The organism is Shewanella sp. SR44-3, assembly GCF_014163735.1.
GTDB lineage: Bacteria > Pseudomonadota > Gammaproteobacteria > Enterobacterales > Shewanellaceae > Shewanella.
Genome location: NZ_JACJDV010000007.1, coordinates 127,193 through 146,751, shown reverse-complemented (window position 1 = coordinate 146,751; position 19,559 = coordinate 127,193). Strand labels below are relative to the sequence as shown.

The 19,559-nt window shown below is 41.5% G+C and carries 23 protein-coding genes; 7 read left to right on the top strand and 16 right to left on the bottom strand.

Annotation, left to right across the window (positions count from 1 at the left end; all coding sequences use genetic code 11):
• Positions 1-3: 3 nt before the first annotated feature.
• Together H5073_RS06465 and H5073_RS06460 are read right to left on the bottom strand one after the other, a co-directional pair.
• Positions 4-861 (bottom strand): helix-turn-helix transcriptional regulator, encoded by an 858-nt coding sequence (locus tag H5073_RS06465; RefSeq protein ID WP_220487976.1) that lies wholly within the window; start codon positions 859-861, stop codon positions 4-6.
• Between the two features lie 611 nt (positions 862-1,472).
• On the bottom strand, positions 1,473-1,907 hold the full coding sequence (locus H5073_RS06460) for a YscW family type III secretion system pilotin (protein WP_182678093.1): 435 nt from the start codon (positions 1,905-1,907) through the stop codon (positions 1,473-1,475).
• 212 nt (positions 1,908-2,119) lie between these two features.
• Between H5073_RS06460 and H5073_RS06455 the strand changes: the two genes are divergently transcribed.
• Complete coding sequence (locus tag H5073_RS06455; protein ID WP_182678090.1) at positions 2,120-2,575, top strand: CesT family type III secretion system chaperone; 456 nt, start codon at positions 2,120-2,122, stop codon at positions 2,573-2,575.
• 5 nt (positions 2,576-2,580) lie between these two features.
• Positions 2,581-2,865, top strand: a complete 285-nt coding sequence (locus H5073_RS06450) for a hypothetical protein (protein ID WP_182678088.1) — start codon at positions 2,581-2,583, stop codon at positions 2,863-2,865.
• A 94-nt stretch (positions 2,866-2,959) separates the two neighbouring features.
• On the opposite strand, the gene sctB is transcribed toward H5073_RS06450, so the two are convergent.
• The 14 genes from sctB to H5073_RS06380 all read right to left on the bottom strand — a co-directional run bounded on the left by sctB (position 2,960) and on the right by H5073_RS06380 (position 14,699).
• Positions 2,960-3,973: a type III secretion system translocon subunit SctB gene (gene sctB / locus H5073_RS06445; RefSeq protein ID WP_182678087.1), complete on the bottom strand. Its 1,014-nt coding sequence runs from the start codon at positions 3,971-3,973 to the stop codon at positions 2,960-2,962.
• A 9-nt stretch (positions 3,974-3,982) separates the two neighbouring features.
• Complete coding sequence (gene sctE, locus H5073_RS06440; RefSeq protein WP_182678085.1) at positions 3,983-5,254, bottom strand: type III secretion system translocon subunit SctE; 1,272 nt, start codon at positions 5,252-5,254, stop codon at positions 3,983-3,985.
• The gene (locus H5073_RS06435; protein WP_182678083.1) at positions 5,254-5,733 is read right to left on the bottom strand and encodes a SycD/LcrH family type III secretion system chaperone; all 480 of its coding nucleotides are present in this window, start codon (positions 5,731-5,733) and stop codon (positions 5,254-5,256) included. The genes sctE and H5073_RS06435 overlap by 1 nt, the downstream gene beginning before the upstream one ends.
• A gap of 8 nt (positions 5,734-5,741) precedes the next feature.
• The gene (locus H5073_RS06430; RefSeq protein WP_182678081.1) at positions 5,742-6,701 is read right to left on the bottom strand and encodes a virulence-associated V antigen; all 960 of its coding nucleotides are present in this window, start codon (positions 6,699-6,701) and stop codon (positions 5,742-5,744) included.
• Positions 6,702-6,715: 14 nt separating this feature from the next.
• Positions 6,716-7,021, bottom strand: coding sequence for a type III secretion protein (locus H5073_RS06425; protein WP_182678080.1), 306 nt, complete (start codon positions 7,019-7,021; stop codon positions 6,716-6,718).
• Between the two features lie 110 nt (positions 7,022-7,131).
• Entirely contained in the window at positions 7,132-7,554 is a 423-nt protein-coding gene (locus H5073_RS06420; RefSeq protein ID WP_182678078.1) for a type III secretion system regulator LcrR, read from the bottom strand.
• Between the two features lies 1 nt (position 7,555).
• Positions 7,556-9,685, bottom strand: coding sequence for a type III secretion system export apparatus subunit SctV (sctV, locus tag H5073_RS06415; protein ID WP_182678076.1), 2,130 nt, complete (start codon positions 9,683-9,685; stop codon positions 7,556-7,558).
• Positions 9,678-10,043 carry a lipopolysaccharide assembly protein LapB gene (locus H5073_RS06410; RefSeq protein WP_182678074.1) on the bottom strand — a complete coding sequence of 122 codons (366 nt, stop codon included), beginning with the start codon at positions 10,041-10,043 and terminating at the stop codon, positions 9,678-9,680. The genes sctV and H5073_RS06410 overlap by 8 nt, the downstream gene beginning before the upstream one ends.
• A 7-nt stretch (positions 10,044-10,050) precedes the next feature.
• Positions 10,051-10,428: a YscX family type III secretion protein gene (locus H5073_RS06405; RefSeq protein ID WP_182678072.1), complete on the bottom strand. Its 378-nt coding sequence runs from the start codon at positions 10,426-10,428 to the stop codon at positions 10,051-10,053.
• Entirely contained in the window at positions 10,425-10,796 is a 372-nt protein-coding gene (gene sycN / locus H5073_RS06400; protein ID WP_182678070.1) for a type III secretion chaperone SycN, read from the bottom strand. Before sycN ends, H5073_RS06405 begins: the two co-directional genes overlap by 4 nt.
• The gene (locus tag H5073_RS06395; RefSeq protein WP_182678068.1) at positions 10,783-11,061 is read right to left on the bottom strand and encodes a TyeA family type III secretion system gatekeeper subunit; all 279 of its coding nucleotides are present in this window, start codon (positions 11,059-11,061) and stop codon (positions 10,783-10,785) included. The genes sycN and H5073_RS06395 overlap by 14 nt, the downstream gene beginning before the upstream one ends.
• A 10-nt stretch (positions 11,062-11,071) precedes the next feature.
• Positions 11,072-11,998 carry a type III secretion system gatekeeper subunit SctW gene (gene sctW, locus H5073_RS06390; RefSeq protein ID WP_182678066.1) on the bottom strand — a complete coding sequence of 309 codons (927 nt, stop codon included), beginning with the start codon at positions 11,996-11,998 and terminating at the stop codon, positions 11,072-11,074.
• 215 nt (positions 11,999-12,213) lie between these two features.
• Complete coding sequence (locus H5073_RS06385) at positions 12,214-12,636, bottom strand: CesT family type III secretion system chaperone (protein WP_182678064.1); 423 nt, start codon at positions 12,634-12,636, stop codon at positions 12,214-12,216.
• Between the two features lie 11 nt (positions 12,637-12,647).
• Positions 12,648-14,699 carry a patatin-like phospholipase family protein gene (locus H5073_RS06380; RefSeq protein ID WP_220487974.1) on the bottom strand — a complete coding sequence of 684 codons (2,052 nt, stop codon included), beginning with the start codon at positions 14,697-14,699 and terminating at the stop codon, positions 12,648-12,650.
• Positions 14,700-14,931: 232 nt separating this feature from the next.
• On the opposite strand from H5073_RS06380, the gene sctN reads away from it, so the two are divergent.
• The 5 genes from sctN to sctR are packed head-to-tail and all read left to right on the top strand — an operon-like array spanning position 14,932 to position 19,552.
• On the top strand, positions 14,932-16,275 hold the full coding sequence (sctN, locus tag H5073_RS06375; RefSeq protein WP_182678062.1) for a type III secretion system ATPase SctN: 1,344 nt from the start codon (positions 14,932-14,934) through the stop codon (positions 16,273-16,275).
• Positions 16,272-16,745, top strand: a complete 474-nt coding sequence (locus H5073_RS06370) for a type III secretion system stalk subunit SctO (protein ID WP_182678060.1) — start codon at positions 16,272-16,274, stop codon at positions 16,743-16,745. Before sctN ends, H5073_RS06370 begins: the two co-directional genes overlap by 4 nt.
• Positions 16,739-17,953, top strand: coding sequence for a hypothetical protein (locus H5073_RS06365; protein WP_182678058.1), 1,215 nt, complete (start codon positions 16,739-16,741; stop codon positions 17,951-17,953). Before H5073_RS06370 ends, H5073_RS06365 begins: the two co-directional genes overlap by 7 nt.
• Positions 17,946-18,899: a type III secretion system cytoplasmic ring protein SctQ gene (sctQ, locus tag H5073_RS06360; protein WP_182678056.1), complete on the top strand. Its 954-nt coding sequence runs from the start codon at positions 17,946-17,948 to the stop codon at positions 18,897-18,899. Before H5073_RS06365 ends, sctQ begins: the two co-directional genes overlap by 8 nt.
• 2 nt (positions 18,900-18,901) lie before the next feature.
• Positions 18,902-19,552, top strand: a complete 651-nt coding sequence (gene sctR / locus H5073_RS06355) for a type III secretion system export apparatus subunit SctR (protein WP_182678054.1) — start codon at positions 18,902-18,904, stop codon at positions 19,550-19,552.
• Positions 19,553-19,559: the final 7 nt, after the last annotated feature.

Genomic DNA, 19,559 nt, shown 5'->3' with positions numbered 1-19,559 from the left:
ATTTTAGTCTGCAGGCAAACTCAGCTGGGTTCTAACTTTACTGGGTGTTGTGCCAAATCTACGTCGATAACTTTGGGTAAAATATGACTGGCTTGAAAAACCTGCCTCGATAGCAATATCCACTATTCGCGTCTCACTACTGATAAGTAGGTTATAAGCGTATAATAAACGTCGCTCAGTGATCCAAGCTCTTGGTGAAACACCAAAAACTTCATGAAATAACTCTTTAAATGTGGTTAAGCTAGCACCAAACTCTTTGGCGTACTCACTTAACTTCCACTCTTTCAGATAATGCTTTTCCATAAACACATGTAAACGATCTGATGAACGGTTAGTTTGTTGCCTTAATAAGCGACATAGCTCACCCCCAGAACTAGAGTGAACTATCAGTAATAACAGCTCCTCCAACTTCAGTTCATGGATCCCAGGTAACATAAATTCAGCAATAGAGAAAAGCCCATCTATGGTCTGCTCTACCAATGAGTTTACCGCTAGCTTAGCAATCACCCGAGATTGTTGTTCAAGGCTAAGAAATGACACCAATATCTCAGCATGACGTTGAACAAAAGAAGTAAGAAAATCCGCACTAAAGAAGACAGATATCATCTCTCCTTTAGCCACAGTTGCATCTGAAGAATACTCAAATAAATATTCCCCACGACGTATAAAGCCAGCCTCACCAGCTTGTATGGTTAAGGTTTCATCTGCCGACTGAATGGTAATAGTTCCCATCTGCACATACAGTAAAACATCTTCATAAATAGTTTTTACTTCTGACTCACCAGAATTAAAAAAACTCTTTATTAAGCGGTTACTTATCTGTAATTCACACTGAGAAACAAGCTCGATTGGATTCCCCATAACCCCCTCTACAGCCTCTATATTATATTTTTCGCATATAAAATATTGCAAAACATATTCTTATTTATATTAATGAAGCCATGCTACATTAGTGAAATCTTATTGAATTAATCATACATGAGCAGGTTGAAAAACAACCAACGTAGATATGAAGGCGCGCATTCTAGACTTATATCACAAAAAATAAAAGACAATTTTTTGACACCGATAGATTATTCAATAATATAACAAGTATTATTTCCAGCTAAGTCATTAAAAACAAAAGGCCTTATATAAATATAAACATTAATATTTAATTTTTATATTTAACCATCAGCAATCATTAGATTAATCTTATTTAAACAAGCGTATTAATACTGCTTAAACTAACAAAATTCATATTTCTTAGCTAAATTCATCTATAAAACCTAAGACATTTTATAATAGAAAAACCTTAGATTATGGTGTTCAAAAAATTGACCTTTACGACATGGTTAACCAAAAATATAACAATAAATCTTATTATTGTTATAGAACGGTCATTCCAAATAAAAATTTCACTAAAAATATAAATTACATCAAGTAGATGTTAGCAGGCAGAATGAAGATATTGTTCAGCTCAATCCTAGCTATCATTTAGCCGCTAGCAACTTTAAATCTAACTGAGTGGCACCCAACTGGTATTGGTGCTCTTGGCTAATGCTTGCGATTAATTTGCCCTCAACGGTCAACTTTGCCTCAATTTGCATTAATCCTTGACCTGCCTGGATAGGTGCTACTGCAAATGAATAACGCACAGGTAACTGACTATTCTGATAAGTCTGCCGAGCCACGGGGAGTCGTACTCCTTCATGCTGCATATACAAGATCACTGTTAAGGAGGAGTTATAGCTAGGTACATAAGCATCAAATGATAACCAGCCATTAAGCTGCATCGACAATGCAGGCTGATTATTATCTTGATTGGTTGCCATCACTGCCGGTATCTGCTTGGTCACGCTAACATCCACACAAGCGGTAAGCAGAAACCATGGAAGAAGAATAACGCTTAAGTGATTTAGCTTCACTGGATCTACCTATAAGTTATAAAGACCTAAAATGTAATCATTTCAGCACTAAAGAAGATACTAACATGAACAGGACAAACGCCAACTGATAATCATCCATAGCGACCACCAACTAAAAATTCACAGCGAATTATAACAATTCTTGAGCACACATATTGTTAGACTAAAGCCATTGTGGCTCAGTCAACCTTACTCTCTTATAGGATTTAACCATGGATGCGTTGGAAAAAATTAATGCCATTTTGAAATATTTTGGAGATAACGCGGGTCTTACTGATCTGGGGTTGAAAGATAACAAAGTCAGCCTTTCGTTTGATGATGCTCTTATTATCAATATAAAGTGTCAAATAGAACAACAATTATTAATATTTGAAGCTCAAATATCACAAAATGAAACTTTAGACGATCCAATACTGAGATCTTTACTAGCATTCAATCATCACTGGGATGAGCATAAATTATTTTTTGGTTTAAATTTAGAAAGTCAGTGCCTGTGCCTTTATCAACACTGCTGCATATTAACCATTGACTTTAATAAATTTGAAAATTTATTAGCCGAAATAGTCTCACACGCTGAAAGATGGGCCGAGCTACTCAATATAGAAGATGACCCCATCTCTTTCAACGAGACAGACTCTCCATTTAACATTAGCGGCATTAGGGTATAGATATTATGACCAGTAATATCGGAAATAAGCAGGACATTATTTATCAAAGCCTGCAAGGGAATATCGAAACAAACAAGGAAGATAGAGGTTTATTTTCCAATATAAATATAAAGTTAATCGAGAACAGTCAACAATCCCTTATCAAGGAACAATCTGCACAACGATTACATCATTTACTCAACAGTCGCTTCCCAAATGCATCACCTCAACATATTGATGCACTTTTAAATCAATCTAAAGATAATTTCTCTATTGAGGCTTTACGCCTAAAACAAGTCAAACAGCTTTAATCAACATGATGCTATATAAAAAAGGTGAGCCCTTGGCTCACCTTTTATTTGATCTAATCGCAAGAATAAACACCTTGTGACTTAACCTATGGACTTAAGACGGTGTTGATGCCGCTTTCCACGCTTGATTATAGCTATCACCAATGGCCCGTAAAATATCCCGTACTTCCTTGAGGAAGTTATCATCGTAACCAATACGATCATCGGCTTTTTGTTTCTCAGCCTGTTTTAATGTCCCCTCGGCTTCTTCTTCTTTCTGAGATGCTTGAGCTTCAGTTTGAAACACATTGCCTATATTCGTCGACACTTGACCTACACCTTGCAGTACGGCATTACGAGCTTGGCCTCGTGAGTCTCGTGCTTTTAACAGGGTATCGAGTTCAAAGTTCTGTCGACTTAATTTACCAATCTCAGCATCAGTACCACGTAAGGCGCTAGAGACATTCTTGCCTTCACCTTGAAGGCCATTAAGCGTATCTTTAAATTTTTGCTGCTGGGTCAATTGGTTGTTTACTTTACCACTTTCGCCAAGCTGATTAATGCTCTTCTTAGCTGATAAAGCCCCCATCACAGCACTGGTTACCGCCAGCACGCCACTAACGACAGCCATGGCAATTAAGGCACTTTTAGCACTTCTAAGTTCAGAGGCCTGTGCTTTTATGGATGCCACAGATGCTGTGGTAGCAATATCACGCTGGGTAATATTTAACTCACGGTTATCTTTAGCCAATTGAAACAATAACGCCATCAACTCAAAAATATCAGATAAAGCCCCCTTGCTAGCAGAGCTTGCCTGCTGTGGACCGTTAACTGAGTTTAAAAACTCACTCAAGGCATGCTGCACTAAGTTAACCGCTGTGCCTAAGTTATTTTTAAAAGCTTCTGAATCAATAGATTCAAGTAACTGGGTTAGTTTTGCCGTTTGGCTTGGGTCTAAGTTAGCTAAAGGCGCCTCTAGAACAACGCGATTACCTTGCTTAATCGTCAGCATTTCACTATTTTCAGCCGCCTGAGACTGAGTGCTCTTAGCATTTTTAAGGGCTGCAATAGCACTGATGTCATGCTCGGTACTGACTCGTGGTTGACCACTTTTGATTACTAAATCCATAACTTACTCCTATACCGCCGCAGGGCGACTTAAGATTTCTTTCATCGAATCACCGTTTGCATTGATTATCTGCATAATCATCTGCATGACTTCTTGAAACTCCTGACTCATACGGCTGATTTCTTCTTTCAAACGATCAATCACAGCGCGCATAGCCAATACTTCCGCTCGGCTATCCTGAGTCTCGGCCTGCTTGCCCGCAGCATTGGCCTGAAACGCCGTATTGACTGTACTGGCAGTCCCCTGGGCAACATTGGCAGAGGTTTCAGTGATGGTAGAAACCGTTCTGACCTTAGTGGCCGCCGTACCAAATTTGTTAATGCTGGTACCTAGTTTGGCGAGATCATCAAGCTTATCCGCCACCTTAGTTAATCCAGATGCTAATTTAGTACTCAACTTTCCTGCGAGTTGCGCGGCTTTGCCCGCTGCAGCACCACCAAACGAAGCCACGGTACTTACCACAGCCGAAATAATCTCGAAAGCCATCATGACTTTTTGAAATGCTTCAACATTAATGCCAGCATCTTTTAGTGCGCTCTGCACTGATTCTTCTTGCAACACTTGTGAGACGATACCAAACACGCCTCCGGCTATCATAGCCGCTCCAGCAACGGCGCCCACACCAGTTGCAATCATTACTGCGCCGATAATAATCGATAACGCCGCGCTGATGTAACCAAAAATTTTGCCAAAAAGTCCTGATTTTTTAGCCTCTTGGGCTGCTTCTTCAGATTCTTTAATCTTGGTTTGATTGTCTTTCATTTGCGCTTCATTTTCAGAGCGCGCACGCTTTATTTCTTCGGTTTTTAATTTATTTTGAGCCTTCTCAAGCTCGGTCGTTGTCTTAGCTAATTCAATTTCAAAATCATCAACCGATGTTGCCGCTAACGCAATAAAAGCCCCTGCAACGCCATATTCAGCACCTGTACCTAAATCCTTAGGCAAACCCGCACCATTTTGAAATGACGAGGTTAAAAACTTAGCAAACATATCACCAGTTTTATCCAGTAACTCTCTGACAAGTGGCTGGTTTTTGTTTAGCAACTGACTCAGTTCATTGAATGTTTTTTCAGCATTAACTAAAGAGGCTGTGTTCATTAGTGGGCTTGGCTTATCTAGCATAACCCCTTGTTTATTGGTGCCAACTAATGCTTGCTGCTCTGCATTACGACTCACAGTAACATCTAAATTTTGCTTAGATTTACTGGCATTTATTGCCTGTTCATTCTCCAATAATCCAGCGTTATGGATTAGAGGATTCGTCGATGTAATCACATTCATTATATTACTCCTTGTTGGGTTATCTCCTCCAGCATTGCACTGGCTCGCTGCGCCAGCTCGGAGTAAGCTGGCTGTTTTTTTGCTAAATGATTGGCGGTATAAAACCCACTTTCAGCAGCCTCCATATTGCCAAGTGCCAAATGACACTCACCAGCATGAAAGGGTGCCCTAGGTTCATTAACATCAATCACGGTAACAAAACTGTATGCATCTACGGCTTGTTCGAACTGTTTTAATGCCTGACGACAGGCGCCTAGCCCCATAAAGAAACGCACTTGATAATGATCTAAGGTGCACAATAATTGAAAAATTTTATGCGCTTGTTCGTATTTAGCCGACTCAAAATAGTTGTAGGCCACCGCATACATTTGCTCGATGGCATCATCAGGAATATTGCGCAACATGCTCATGGTGCCGCCATCTTCTAAAAAAGACAGCAGTTCATCTTCGTAATTTGTCTCTTGGTGCTGTTCAATCATGATATTTCCTAAATTGCTCGTAAAATTTCTTGTAACACGCCATTGTATTTCTGCACAAAACGGTTAATAGCTTCGACAGTGCTGTTATAGGTTGAGGATATTTGATTCAATTCGGTGGTTTTAAGGCTGACATCATCATTAATTAGTTTAGATTTATCTGAAATCGCAGTGCCTAAATTAGCCAATTTGTCATCCCAATCATCCTTAAGTTTGGCGCTGGAATAATCATCTAATGAACTGATCCCTTTGGCATTTAAGAAATCTTTTGTGCTGATATTTGAAGTTTTACCGGTAATTTCCTGCAGTTTTTTATATTCAGCTGAATCGATAAAATCGGCATTATTTTTATAACCAAAATCGGCTGCTGTGAGTTGCAAATTTGGGTTATAAGCAATATTGGTAGATATTCTTTGCTGGATCTGACTTTGAATAACACCATAAATCTTGAGTTCATTAGACAAGCCTTTTAGCTCTTCTTGAGCCGCATCACGCTTAGCTTGATTAACAAACAGCCTGTCTTGATAAGCCACTAACACAGGATTATCTAACCGCTCTGAAAACACTGAAAGTAAAGCAAGGTGCTTTACATCTGATAGGTCAATTTTCTGCCCCACAGGTACTGCATTGAGTGTTTTTGTAAATAGCGATTCAAGATCAGCTGTTAACTTAGTAAACAGCGCACCATCGGCTTTAAGCAAGCTGTTAGGGTCTTGCCCCATGTCCACCAATTGGTTAACGACTAGCCCCCAAAAGCGCTGGAAATCACTGAGCTTTTCTACTGGCGTTAGATCTGCGCCAATTTTCGCGGCAAAAATATCATTACTGTCAGACCAAGTGCTGGAGCTTTTAAGCTTATCTTCTATTAATTTAGAAAATCCGATTAAGTCAGTAAGGTTTTGACCTTGATCTGCCTCCCTCACCCGAGAAACGATATCTGCAGGGGTATTGCTGATAGGACTTAAAGCCATACATTATTCCTTTTTTAAATCATCATGCCGCGCATAATTGTCGGCCGGCGCTTCTTGGTATCTGCTTCCCCTAAGCTGGGATTTGCAGCAACGGCAGCTCGGCGCTGACGAGACACTTCATGTAATAAATCTTTTTCCGCCTGCTGAGTTAAACCAGGTGCCATGGCATCATTATCAAAAATAGCACTGGCGGCGAAAGCACTGACTCCCATACCCGTCAGCATTTTACTCACAAGTTCAGCTCTATGCTGAGCATTAGCGATAGCTTCTTCCGCTGCTGCTATGGTATTTGAAAGTCCTCTTGGGTCACTCTCTGCCATTATGATCTCCATAGTAAAATGTGAAACTTTTTAAGGCTGTATCTCAAGGGCGTAAAATTATCACTTTTCAATTAACGGTTAGATTTTCTAAAGCCAGTTCAATAAGACAGTTAATTAATAGGCCTTAAATTTGAAAGTAATAGGGAATATTGTCCTGTCTGAATATCAAGCTCTGCGCCAGTATGTTGATAATAACGAGCCAGTCTTTGATTGCTTAAGCGGCTACCTCTGAAGACATCGACCTTGCCCTCTAAGCGATAATCTATGCCATAAACCGCAATCGCAGCGTCAGCCAATAAATAAAGTGGCTTAAAAGGACTACTTAAGCCTGATTTCGCTGTCTGGCGGCTGAATTTAACAATTAAGACTCGTTGAAGCTCTGGCTCTACCCGATAAACCAGCAAGGCATCATCAAAGTAAATCGCTGTGCCCAGTTCTATTTCTGTGTTTTGCCAATAATAAGGTTCAAGCTGATAGCCTTTTTTCATAAAATATTGGCTTAGGCTTAACTCATTTAACAAGGATTGGTTCATGTCACATCCCTACCCTGCCCAGAGGCTGAATATTGATCTGTTGAGTCAATTCTTGGAACGACAGCACCGGCATATCGTAATAATCGGCTTCAATTAATTTACGTACATAGCGGCGTATATCCATTGATACCAACATCACAGGTTTATTGTTCATCTTGCTTAAATCACCGACGGTTTTCTTCACTTGAGCAAGAAACTCTTGGGTGACGGAAGGATCTAAAGCAAGGTAGCTACCTGCCGAGGTTTGGCGCACGCCATTGCGGATGGTTTCTTCTAATTGCTGCTCTAATAGGTAGGCAGGCAAGACATTTTGTCCGTTGGAGTATTTGTAGCAAATATAACGCTTTAAGCTAGTGCGTATATATTCGGTGAGCTGCACCACATCTTTCTCTTTCTGACCCCACTCCACCATAGCTTCAAGTATGGTGCGCAGGTTACGAATGGAAATATCCTCAGACACCAGGCGCTGTAAAATTTCAGTCATCTTTTGTAACGGCACCATACGTTGGGCTTCTTTTACTAACTCTCCGTAGCTGGCTTCCATTTCTTCTAGGAGGTAGCGAGCCTCTTGAATACCAACAAAATCTTCAGCGTACTCCTTAAGTACATGGGACAAGTGATAGGTCAAAATTCGATCTGGAGTCAAGAAGCCTATTCGTGATTTCTCCAGCATTTCAAGCTTGGTATCACTCACCCAAATAGTGTCAATATTAGGTAAGAAATTCTCATCTCTATCATAATCAATATTGAGCAGCTCAATTTGTTCACTGCCTTCTGTCACTAAAAGCTTATCTTTAGTTATGCGCCCTCTGGCGACTGGCACTTCTTGCAAATGAATAACGTATTGCTGGTTATCTAAACTGGTATTAAACCGTAAATGAATACCAGGAAAAGGCACACCTAAGTCTAAATACAAGGCGCGTCTTACTCTAACAAGCTCATCATTAAGAGAAATAGCTTCAAAATGTGATTGCAGGCTAGCGTCCACATCGATCATTAAGGGAACGGTTAACGCAAACTCTTCTTTATTGCCAAGTTTATTCGCTGTTTTTCCACCACTGTGCGGCTTAGGAGAGTTTTTGGATTTAGCCGCTGGCGCACCTGCGCCATTAGCTAGAAACGTTGGTAAGTCATCCGTCTGCCCCACTAAGGATTTTTTGGCATTAAAGCCAATTAATACTCCTCCACCGCCGACAATAAAGGCTAAAACCAGAAAGGTGACGGTTGGAAATCCGGGGATAAGGGCAAAGAGTGTTAATAGCGCGCCGCCAATCAACAACGCCTTAGGTTGAGCTGTTACTTGATCGCCAATTTCCGACCCCATATCTGAGGGGTTTTCATTGTTATCAACCCGGGTCACTATCATGCCCGCTGTAATAGCAATAAGCAGTGCGGGGATCTGCGAAACTAAGCCGTCACCTATGGTTAATACCGAAAATAGCTGTAACGCGTCCGCCGCTGACATGCCTTTTTGGGTCACACCTATAGTGACACCACCTAATATGTTAACGAAGATGATCACCAATCCTGCAATAGCATCTCCTTTAACAAACTTCATCGCCCCGTCCATAGAGCCGTACATCTGGCTTTCTTTTTCAATGATAGAGCGTCGGTCTCTTGCCTCATTGACATCAATAACCCCAGCGCGCATATCTCCATCGATACTCATTTGCTTACCAGGCATAGCATCTAAAGAGAAGCGAGCACTGACTTCCGCCACGCGCTCCGATCCTTTGGTTATCACTAAAAATTGCACTATGGTAATAATCAAGAAGATCACCAGACCCACAACCAAATTGCCGCCCACCACAAAATTACCGAAGGTGTATACAATTTGCCCCGCATCGGCTTGCAATAAAATAAGTCGAGTGGTGGTGATGGATAAAGACAACCTAAAAATAGTGGTAATAAGCAACACAACGGGAAAGGCGGAAAATTCAAGTGGTGACTTGATATAAATCGCTAGCATCATAAGCACCACAGCAATAGTGATGTTAATACCAATTAAGACATCCACTAATGCAGTAGGTAGCGGCAGGATCATCATAAAGATAACCCCTAACAGCAATACCGCCAGCATGATGTCTTTACGCTGCCCAATTTGATTTAACACGGATAAAACTTTATTCATTTGGGCTACCGTCTATTGTATTTCGCTGATTATCTTGATGGCTACCGATGTAAAGCCCATAGGCCTCGCGGGCTTTTTGTGGTTCATTTAAACGCCAATAAGCTCGACTTAAGCAAAGTAATAAAGCTGCTTTATCAGCATTATCTTGTTTAGCAAGTAAGGTTTGACACCAAGTCACCGATGCTTGGTATTCTTGGGCCTCAAGACAAACAAGGGCTAACGAGGTTTGGGCGGGACGAAATTCAGGCGCGCACAAAACAATCGCTTTGAGTAACGTAAGGGCTTTTTGTGGCTGTTGATATTGCATTTGCAAACAGGCATGCAAGTGCAATACTTCAATTTCAGATTGGTTCAACATCCGCGTATCACACTCTCAATAACAAATTAAAGGCAAGGGTAAGGTAATCTTGATCTACCTTGGTCTGTTTCATTGCATTGGCAGCCTTGCGCAAATCGTCAGCATCAAGTTGTTCTGCTAATTCAGTTAATTTGCTTGCGGCTTGGGCAAATACAGCTTGATATTGTTTAGGTCTAAGTAAACTCATGTCGCTTATCTTAGGCTGGGTCAGAGATTTCAGCGTGCTATCACCAGGAGATAACTCGTAGAGCTTATTCAGATGAGAAGGAATTGCCTCACCATCAGGTGGCAGAGAAAAACGTGCTGGAAATGGGCTATCTATTTCATCGTGAGCATGAAAAGTCAGCTGCTCTATGCCAATGTGGGCAGCAGTTACTTTACTCATCCTTGTTCTATCTCATCATGCAAACGGCTTAGCAAGCTAAAAGCTTGCTCTAGCATGGGTAGTGATACGTCTTTAAAAGGCATGGCTACCGATAAAACTAAGGCTTCTTGCCCTAACGCCCCGCTTCTGACTAAAAATGGCCAGCCTTGGCTAACATGGCATAGGCGTAACGCTTTAATATAGAATTCATTTCTTTGATGCCATTGCACATCTCTAGTCAAGAAAAGCACCAGTTGCTCTTGCACAATTTCAATGTTTAGCAAACCCCTTTGCTCAAATGACAACTGAACCATGGCCGTTGAAGTAAAATTTGATGTAATACCTGCGATACGGCAAAACTCATCTACCGCACTATTAACCCAATCCATCAAACATGTCCTCTTCCTCTTCTATGGCACGGTCTTGAGCTTGCTGCGCCGAATTAATCATATTTTGTCGTTGCTCTTCATCAGCGAAGATTTCTGCAGGTATTAAGCGTATGAGTTTTTTTACCTCACGAAAAAAAGCAATTTTTTGTTCTATGTCAGTAATATTTGCATTTACTGCTAATTGCCAAATTTGATCAGCCCCCACCCAGCGCAATTCAACCAGCTGAATTAAATCAAACAAAAAGTCGGTAGTCTTATACACCATGGCGCATCACCTAAGCTGGAACCGGCATCTTGACTCGCTCAAACAAGCTCACGACTTGCTCATGCATACCATTGATTATTCTCAACTTATTCATATCCCCCATCACCTGTTGTAATTTACTCGCTTCAACAGACGATCCCTGAACCTGTAAATCGGCACTGAGTCCTTTAAGCAGAAAGCCAATCGCCTTAGTTATTTTTTTATCACCAAAGCGCTGTAATACATTTTGGTAAGCATCGCCTAAGCCTTGGTAATCGAGCACCGAGTCACGATAAAAATCTCGCAGCCCTTGTATGTCACCTATGTCTTTATCTGAACTAAATTCGAGTGCGGTTTCATAAATGATCAAGCCTGCTTTAATTTTCGAACCTTGCTCTTTTGCCATCTTAGTTAAACTGGCATCAATGAGCGCCAACAAGGCCTTGGCCTCAGGCTTACCCGCAAGCTGCTTTTTTACCTGAGATAAGGCAACAAATTGCTCACTGACATCTGAAGAATAGCTGTTCAAATATGCCTGCAATTGCTGAGATACGCCGACACTTTGCTTGGTTAAATTGCTCACCAAGTCTTTTAATTTTTGCTGTTTTTCAAGCTCAGGGACTTTCTTAAGGTATTCCTCAACCAGTGCTTGAACCTCTGACACTGTGCCAAAATCATCCAATACTTTACGTTTACTGATATTTTTCTCTTGGTACTCTGAAACTTTAAATGTCAGCTCTTCGGCAGCATCAAGCAGGGACTTAGCATCAGGCTGTAGCTTCACGACATCACCACGGTAATTACCGTTACTAACAGTTGTACTTGCCCCCTGAGTTGTAGTGGTTTGAGCTAAAAGACGCCTTGCGCTGTCAATGGATTGCCCACCAATATTTATGCCTACCATAGAAGATAAAACCCATAGAATGATTGATGCTGACAGTGTAAAAAATGAAGCCATAAACTGATGCCAAAATCCGTCGCTTTTTTTTAGCTACCCGACTTCTTAGCCAAGCCCAAAGGCTATCTTTACTCAGCAGCTATATGCTGCCTATTTATCAGTTTTTCTGGTATAAGCGGATAATCAGGGAATGGTTAGAAGCTAATTTAAAAATCATTAGCCAACAAAAAAGACGCAACAATTGCGCCTTTTTTGACTGTTAGCAACCAATGACATTAAACAAAATTAAATGAGCCAGTCATTGTTCGTGGTGTCACTTGAGCTTCAGTCGACTCCTCTTTATACAGAAAATTATCTAGGTAAGTGTAATACTCTAACAAGGCCTGATAGCGTAAGTTCAGTAACTCAAGACTGATTTCAGACTCTGAAATACGGCTCCATAATAAAATATCACCTGCGGTGTCAACGGTAATATGAAAAGGTGCCATGGGAGAAAAAGGGCCATTAATTTGCAACATGACCAACCATTTGCCTTGACTTAAATCTCTTGGACAAGGACCAATCCTTGCCGCCATTAACCAATCACCTAGCTCTTTTTCAAATAAAATATTTGGCCCTTGATCTACCGTGATATTGAAAACGTCCTCAGCACTATTAAGAGATGCTATGCCCAGTTGAGCTAACCATGTTGTAATCATTTTTCTATCCTTTATAGTTTTGCCGATTTTGCCATTTCAATCGTGGTTGAACTTAAGGGTTTGCTCAGTAAGCTATGGCGAGCTTCATAGTTGCTTATGATGTCATCTAAAGCGTCGTTCACTTGTTGTTTACTGGTTGCTCGATTCAAATTATGCTCAACTCGTCTCAGCAAGGCCACATTACTGTCAGTCTGGCCTTGTCGATATAAAGAAGGATAAATTTGCTCCCTGATGATGCTAGTGGCGATAACTTGCACATCTTGCTCGACCGCTTTTTCATGGGCAGCATTTAATACCTTTGAATCACTAGCAGAGATTACCTCTGATGCATTTAATAATTGCTGCCAATCTGAGTTATCAGTCTGATTAAGCTGAGCGGCCAACCAGTCTAATTTCGCAGGAGTATTAGCTAAGCCATCGAGTACCGAAAATGCCGTTTGCATGTCTTGGGTTAATGTTAAGCTAGTATTATTCTCATTTGCCGTCAGTATCGATACCGTCACTGAAGAGAGTGCAGCCATTGAATCAGACTTAAAATTAATTAAGGGTTCAGCTAACTCTGATTGCAGCTTCATGCTATGTAAACTCTTATCATCTAAGGCTAATAACGCCGCTTCTGGAGAACTAAAGACAAACTCTTGTCTGTCTGTTGCTTGAGTTTCAATATGAGTATTAACCGCATTAAACAGCGCCGTTTGCAGATGATCTTTTATTTCATCTTCCATAGTAAAATTCAGTGTGCCTTTAAATGTATCTGAAAAATCTCCCTTTTCAGTTTTAAGGGGCACTACTACGGTTTGCTTAGTAAAATCATTAAGGCCGGTATTTTGCAAGACAGATCTTGCCGTATTAGGAGCGCCTACGACCCAATCTTTTATTGCAGAGCCAATACTCCCTTTAATGGGATCTTCTCCACCCCCTTCAAATTTGAGGATCAAGCTTTCGCCTGTGGGAATGGGACTTGTTGAGAACTGCGGATCAATAAGCTCCGGCACTGGCACATTGAGCATAACCCCGCCATCTTGAAAGTGAGTTTTCTCCCCTTTGCCTTCCGTACTTTTAAAGAAATCCATTTGGTGCTCTACCTGCTTAAACACCATGGGAAAGGAACCTGAAATGTGTGCAGCTCTCGCTATGCCCATATTAGGAGCCGTGCTGGCGTTGAACACCACTAATTGTGGGCGGCCTTTGAACATGCCAGTTCCTGTAATATGAAGTGATTTAACCTGTGGGATATGGTGGCTTAACGTATCCAACGCCGAAAATGTCACTTCGCCGCCCTTGGTTAGTGCCAATTTAATATCACTCACAGCTGAGTAAGCTAATGATTCTGGGTGGGCATCTATTTGGCCTAGCACAGCTTTGCGTGATTCTTCACGGAGCACTTTTTCTAGAGGCACAGCATCAGAGCCAAGACGGGGGATGATATTAAGCAGTAGTTGAGTCAAACTGCCCAGCTTTTCTGGTAAGCTATTTTTAGCTACTTGACCAATTTCACTGGATAGAGTTTGCACTAACTTAGTATTTTTATTACTACTATCAAGCAATGAAATGAGATCCATTTCATCAGATAGCTGCTTAAAACTGTCCACTGTCATGCCTGATGCCAATAAAGCCGCAGTAATACCACCAGCTGATGAACCTGACATAGTCTTAATATTATCAAGTAAGTTATGCTTATCTAATGCCGCCAAAGCCCCTGGGTAAGCTGCGCCTTTTGCACCGCCGCCGCTTAATACAAGATTGGTCATAGGTGGACGATTCAGCGTTACTTGAGTCACGCCATTATCAAACTGTTTTATCACCGCTTGTCTATCACCTAAGCTCTCTGCCAATAGCTTGCCTTCGCCCTGAGGCTGTAACGAAGTCAAATGAGCCGTATGTTTAATGGTATTATCGCCACCAAATGCCACGCCAAGAGAGTGTTTAAGCGTTGAGGAAAGTGATAAGCCTACAGCATCATTAATGCTGACATTCGTCGATGCTTTAGTCTCTTTATCCACGCCCTTGAGTTGCTCATGGATTGGATTATTCAAGACTGGAGTTGCAGTATTTACTTTCATATTATTTATCCTTAACGATTAATTCAGTAACTTGTGTTTGGATAATAGACAAATCCCCCCAGTAATTTGCTTACAAATCGTCGCCAGTTTTTAATATTTAGTCGGATTATTGAACAAGAATAACGTCATTCGAGCCTTGATAATGTTCATGGTGAATTTAGACGTTTTTCTACAAACTTACTGACCAAACTTGATATATACCCCACCAGTAAATCCTTACCATAGCGCCAATATGAATATCGACTCCCCAATAAAAGTAAACTTAAGCTACGTGCCAGAGACCATTAAATTGGCCGCAGAAAAAGGCCGCTTGATTCAAATTCGAGGCCGGGTAACACAAGTGACGGGTACCATAATTAAAGCTGTGGTGCCTGGGGTCCGTGTGGGTGAGCTCTGTGAACTTAAAAACCCAGACCAGTCTCTTTCTTTATTAGCTGAAGTGGTTGGATTTCAACAGCATCATGCCCTATTGACTCCTCTGGGGAAGATGCAAGGCATTTCATCAAATACCGAAGTGAGCCCAACAGGTAAAACCCATCAGGTATCCGTTGGGGAGCATTTGCTTGGACAAGTACTGGACGGCCTAGGGCGACCACTTTCAGGTAATGAACACCACGACTCAACCCAGTACTATCCTGTGTATCAAGATGCTCCCCCTCCCATGAGCCGCAAGATGATCACTAAACCCATCACCTTAGGAGTAAGAGCTATAGATGGCCTGCTAACCTGCGGTGAAGGTCAACGCTTAGGTATTTTTGCAGCCGCCGGTGGAGGTAAAAGTACCTTATTAGCCAAATTAATACGTTCAGCAGAAGTGGATGTCACTGTGCTGGCTTTAATTGGTGAGCGCGGCCGAGAGGTAAGAGAATTTATTGAATCTGACTTAGGGGAGGCAGGTCTTAAGCGCTCAGTGCTCGTTGTTGCCACCTCAGACCGCCCAGCCATGGAGCGTGCTAAAGCCGCTTTTGTTGCCACCTCAATTGCCGAATATTTTCGCGATCAGGGAAAAAGTGTGTTGTTACTGATGGACTCAGTAACGCGTTTTGCAAGAGCCCAACGTGAAATAGGATTAGCCTCAGGAGAGCCGCCAACTCGCCGTGGATATCCGCCTTCGGTGTTCGCTGAGCTTCCTAAGTTAATGGAGCGTTCTGGTCAATCTGATAAAGGCTCAATTACCGCTCTTTATACTGTGTTAGTTGAAGGCGATGATATGACAGAGCCTGTCGCCGATGAGACGCGCTCTATTTTAGACGGCCATATTATTTTATCTCGAAAGCTTGCCGCTGCTAATCATTATCCTGCGATTGATGTACTGCGCTCAGCAAGTCGGGTAATGAATAATATTGTTAGTGAAGAGCAAAAACAGGCCGCCGGCAAGCTTAGAGAATTGATGGCGAAATATGAAGAAGTTGAGCTGTTACTCAAAATTGGCGAATACCAAGCAGGCTCAGATAAATTAGCCGATAAAGCCATAGCCCTACAAGAGCAGATTAATGCTTTTTTGCGCCAAGGGAATTTAGAACCTAGTGAGCTCAATGACGCCGTTGAGCAAATGATTAAGCTAACCCAATCATGATCGCTGAGTTAATTAACATAAAAAGGATCAAAACTGAGCGAGCTGAACATGCGTTATCCAAACAGCAGCAAGTGCTCACTCAAATGAATATGCGCCTACAACAAGCCCAGCAGAAGGTCATAGAATACCAAGATTGGCGTATAGGTGAAGAAAAACAGCTGTTTGAACAGGCTAAAGAAGCTTGCTTAAAGCTTAAGCAACTTGAGTCACTGCAACAACATATCGCTCTGCTTCACGATAAAGAAGCGGCGTTAAGACAAGATGTCGCGGAAGTTGAACTTAAGCGAGATCAAGAACAAGGCATATTAGCTCAAAAGCGCAAGGAAGTATTAGCTGCGAATAAAGCCATGGAAAAATTTACGCTTTTAAAACAACAAGATGATATTGAGCAAGAGTACCTCAGTCAATATCAAGAAGAGTTAGAATTGGAAGACCGCCGCATGATGTCAACTGGAGAACTGCCTTGTTAATCACTCACACACACCTAAAGCCTGATTCTAAATATACAGATGAGCGCTCGGCAACAGTGAAAAATGCAGCAAAAAACACCCTCATTGAGCATTTTGAACAAGCCATGAATGCGCCACAAATAAAAACTGAGACTCAACTGAAACAGCAAGATCTGCAGAAGCATTCCACTACCACTGAGACGGCTGAAAAAAATGAGCCGATTTTCAAAGACAGCAGTTTACAGCAGCCAGCTCAATCTCAGTTGCTGAACAACAAAATGCCCCTAACATTAACCAAAAACAACACACAGCAGATACCGCTTCAACCCAATGCGCAGCCAGAACAACAGCTCATAAACACCACACAAGCGTTAATATCTGCGCTAGCGCAGACTAAAACCAATGAAAAAAACAATACAAAAACCAAAGCCTCATCAATAGCACAGCCCCTTAAAGCTAAAAGCGCACAAGAAGACGTAGTAACATCTAGCGCCTCAGCAACAGGCTTACATCAAGCTGAAGATGTCACTAAAACATCTATTGGCAACAAAACGCCCCCTGACAACAGCCAAACGAGCCCAACGGCAAGGACTACAACTGATAAACAGGCACCAACAGTCCCTAAGCCAGTTGCTCCCCCCCCGCAGCTTAACAAACCTGTGACAGCTGTCGATGAACGATTGCCAGTGGCCAAGACTCAAGTAAGCACAAACAAATTCCAACAAGAAGACAAACTTCAAGATATTAATTTAGGCACTCAAAAAGCTCCCCTTGATAACCTTAACAATACTCCTGGGAATATCATTTTGAGTAACTTAAAAACACCCGAACCAATGAGCTTTGAGCGTCAGCAACTAATAAGCCAACTTATCGATAAAGTGCAAATATTAATCCCAAGTCTAGGCCATGCCACTCCAGGGCAAAACAGGGTACAGCTGGTGCTAGAAAAAGGCCTGCTTAAAGGCACTGAAATTACAATTTCATTGCAAAACAATCAGCTCAGCGTGAACTTAATTCATAGCAATGAACATGCACAGTTACTCCAACACGCACGCCCTGAGTTATTGGAAAGATTGCAAAAGTTAAATCCTGAACTGCAAGTTAGAATAGTGACTAGTAGCCAAGAGCAGACAAGCGAACCTAGCCAACAAGACCAAGGGCAGCAACAAGAGTCCAGTCAAAAATCACGGGTGTTTGATACTTGGTTAGAGGAGCAAGAAAATGCTTAACTTGCCTATCGCCGAGATTAGCAATCAAACCTTAAGTTTAAATAACTTACTTCGCACGCGAGCTCAACAGATTAATATTGATGAGCAGCTAACCCTGAACATCTCTCTTGGCAAGCGCCCAAGACTTTGTGGTTACCAGATCCAATGCCTTATTGGCGCGAATAAAATCACGTTTTTTACCCAGGAAGAGCAGCTACAAACCTTTCTAGATGATGCCCTTCAAGGGACACCGTTTAAGCTATTACCTGAACTGCTGCAACTAAGCTTCCTTAGCGCTGAAATCATCCCTTACCAAGGGCTGTTAGCCAATAAATTTGGACAACAAATGGTAATAACTGCCATCAAAGCCCTTGAACTTGATGAAAGTAATATCACCTGTGGTTACATTAATCTAGTTCGTGATCAAATAGGTGTAACCTGTTGGATTGAAGCTAATTCAGAGTTTATTTTTAATGCTCTTCCTCAGGCAAAAAATACACTAGGGCCACATATTCCCTTGCCTTATGCACTAGCTATTGGTCAAACAAGTTTAAGCCTAAAAGATGCTCAGTCTTTAGAAGCTGGTGACATTATATTCTTTGATATTAATTACTTAAAAAATGAACAAGCTGTATTAATGATAGCTAACCGCGCTATGTGGCGCTGTCACTTAGTCGATAATCGCATCACCCTAATAGCAACCGAAATAGAGAAACCTATGTCTTCAGATAATACCGATATCCAATCTCTGCCTATCAATATCTCATTTGAAATTGGTGAGCAGCTCGTCACTGTCGCTGAGCTTAGCCAGCTACAGGAGCAGTTTGTATTCGAACTATCAGGATCTCTAGATCAAGTGGTCAAATTAAAAGCCAATGGCAAAGTGTTAGCCACAGGAGAGCTGGTCAAGGTCAACGACCATTTGGGCGTAAGAGTAATCAATTTAATGAATCAAGAACTTAATTAATTATGTTTGAATTACCTGATACCTTTAATCTTATCATAACCTTAGCTTTAATGGCTCTGGTGCCTTTTATTGCAGTGATGGCAACTTCATTCATTAAAATTGCTGTGGTGTTCTCCCTGCTTAGAAACGCCCTTGGGGTACAACAAATACCGCCAAACATGGCCATGTACGGTTTTGCGATTATTTTATCAATTTACATCATGGCCCCAGTCGGTTTTGAAACCTTCGACTACATCAAAGAGCATAATGTCAGCATTGACAATACTGACAGTTTTGAAGGATTTGCCGATGAAGGGCTAGATACTTATCGTCAGTTCCTGAAGAAACATATACGCGAAGATGAGCAACATTTCTTTGTTGATACCACCAAGACATTATGGCCAAAAAAGTACGCCGATAGATTAGAACAAGACAGCCTGTTGATATTGTTGCCTGCATTTACTGTTAGTGAGCTTACTCGAGCTTTTGAAATCGGCTTTTTGATCTACTTACCCTTTATTGCCATAGATTTGATTATTTCTAACATTTTACTGGCAATGGGTATGATGATGGTATCGCCAATGACGATTTCACTCCCTTTTAAGTTGCTGCTATTTGTACTGCTTAATGGCTGGACCAAGCTTACCCATGGCTTAGTCATGAGTTACGTTTAGGAGCTAA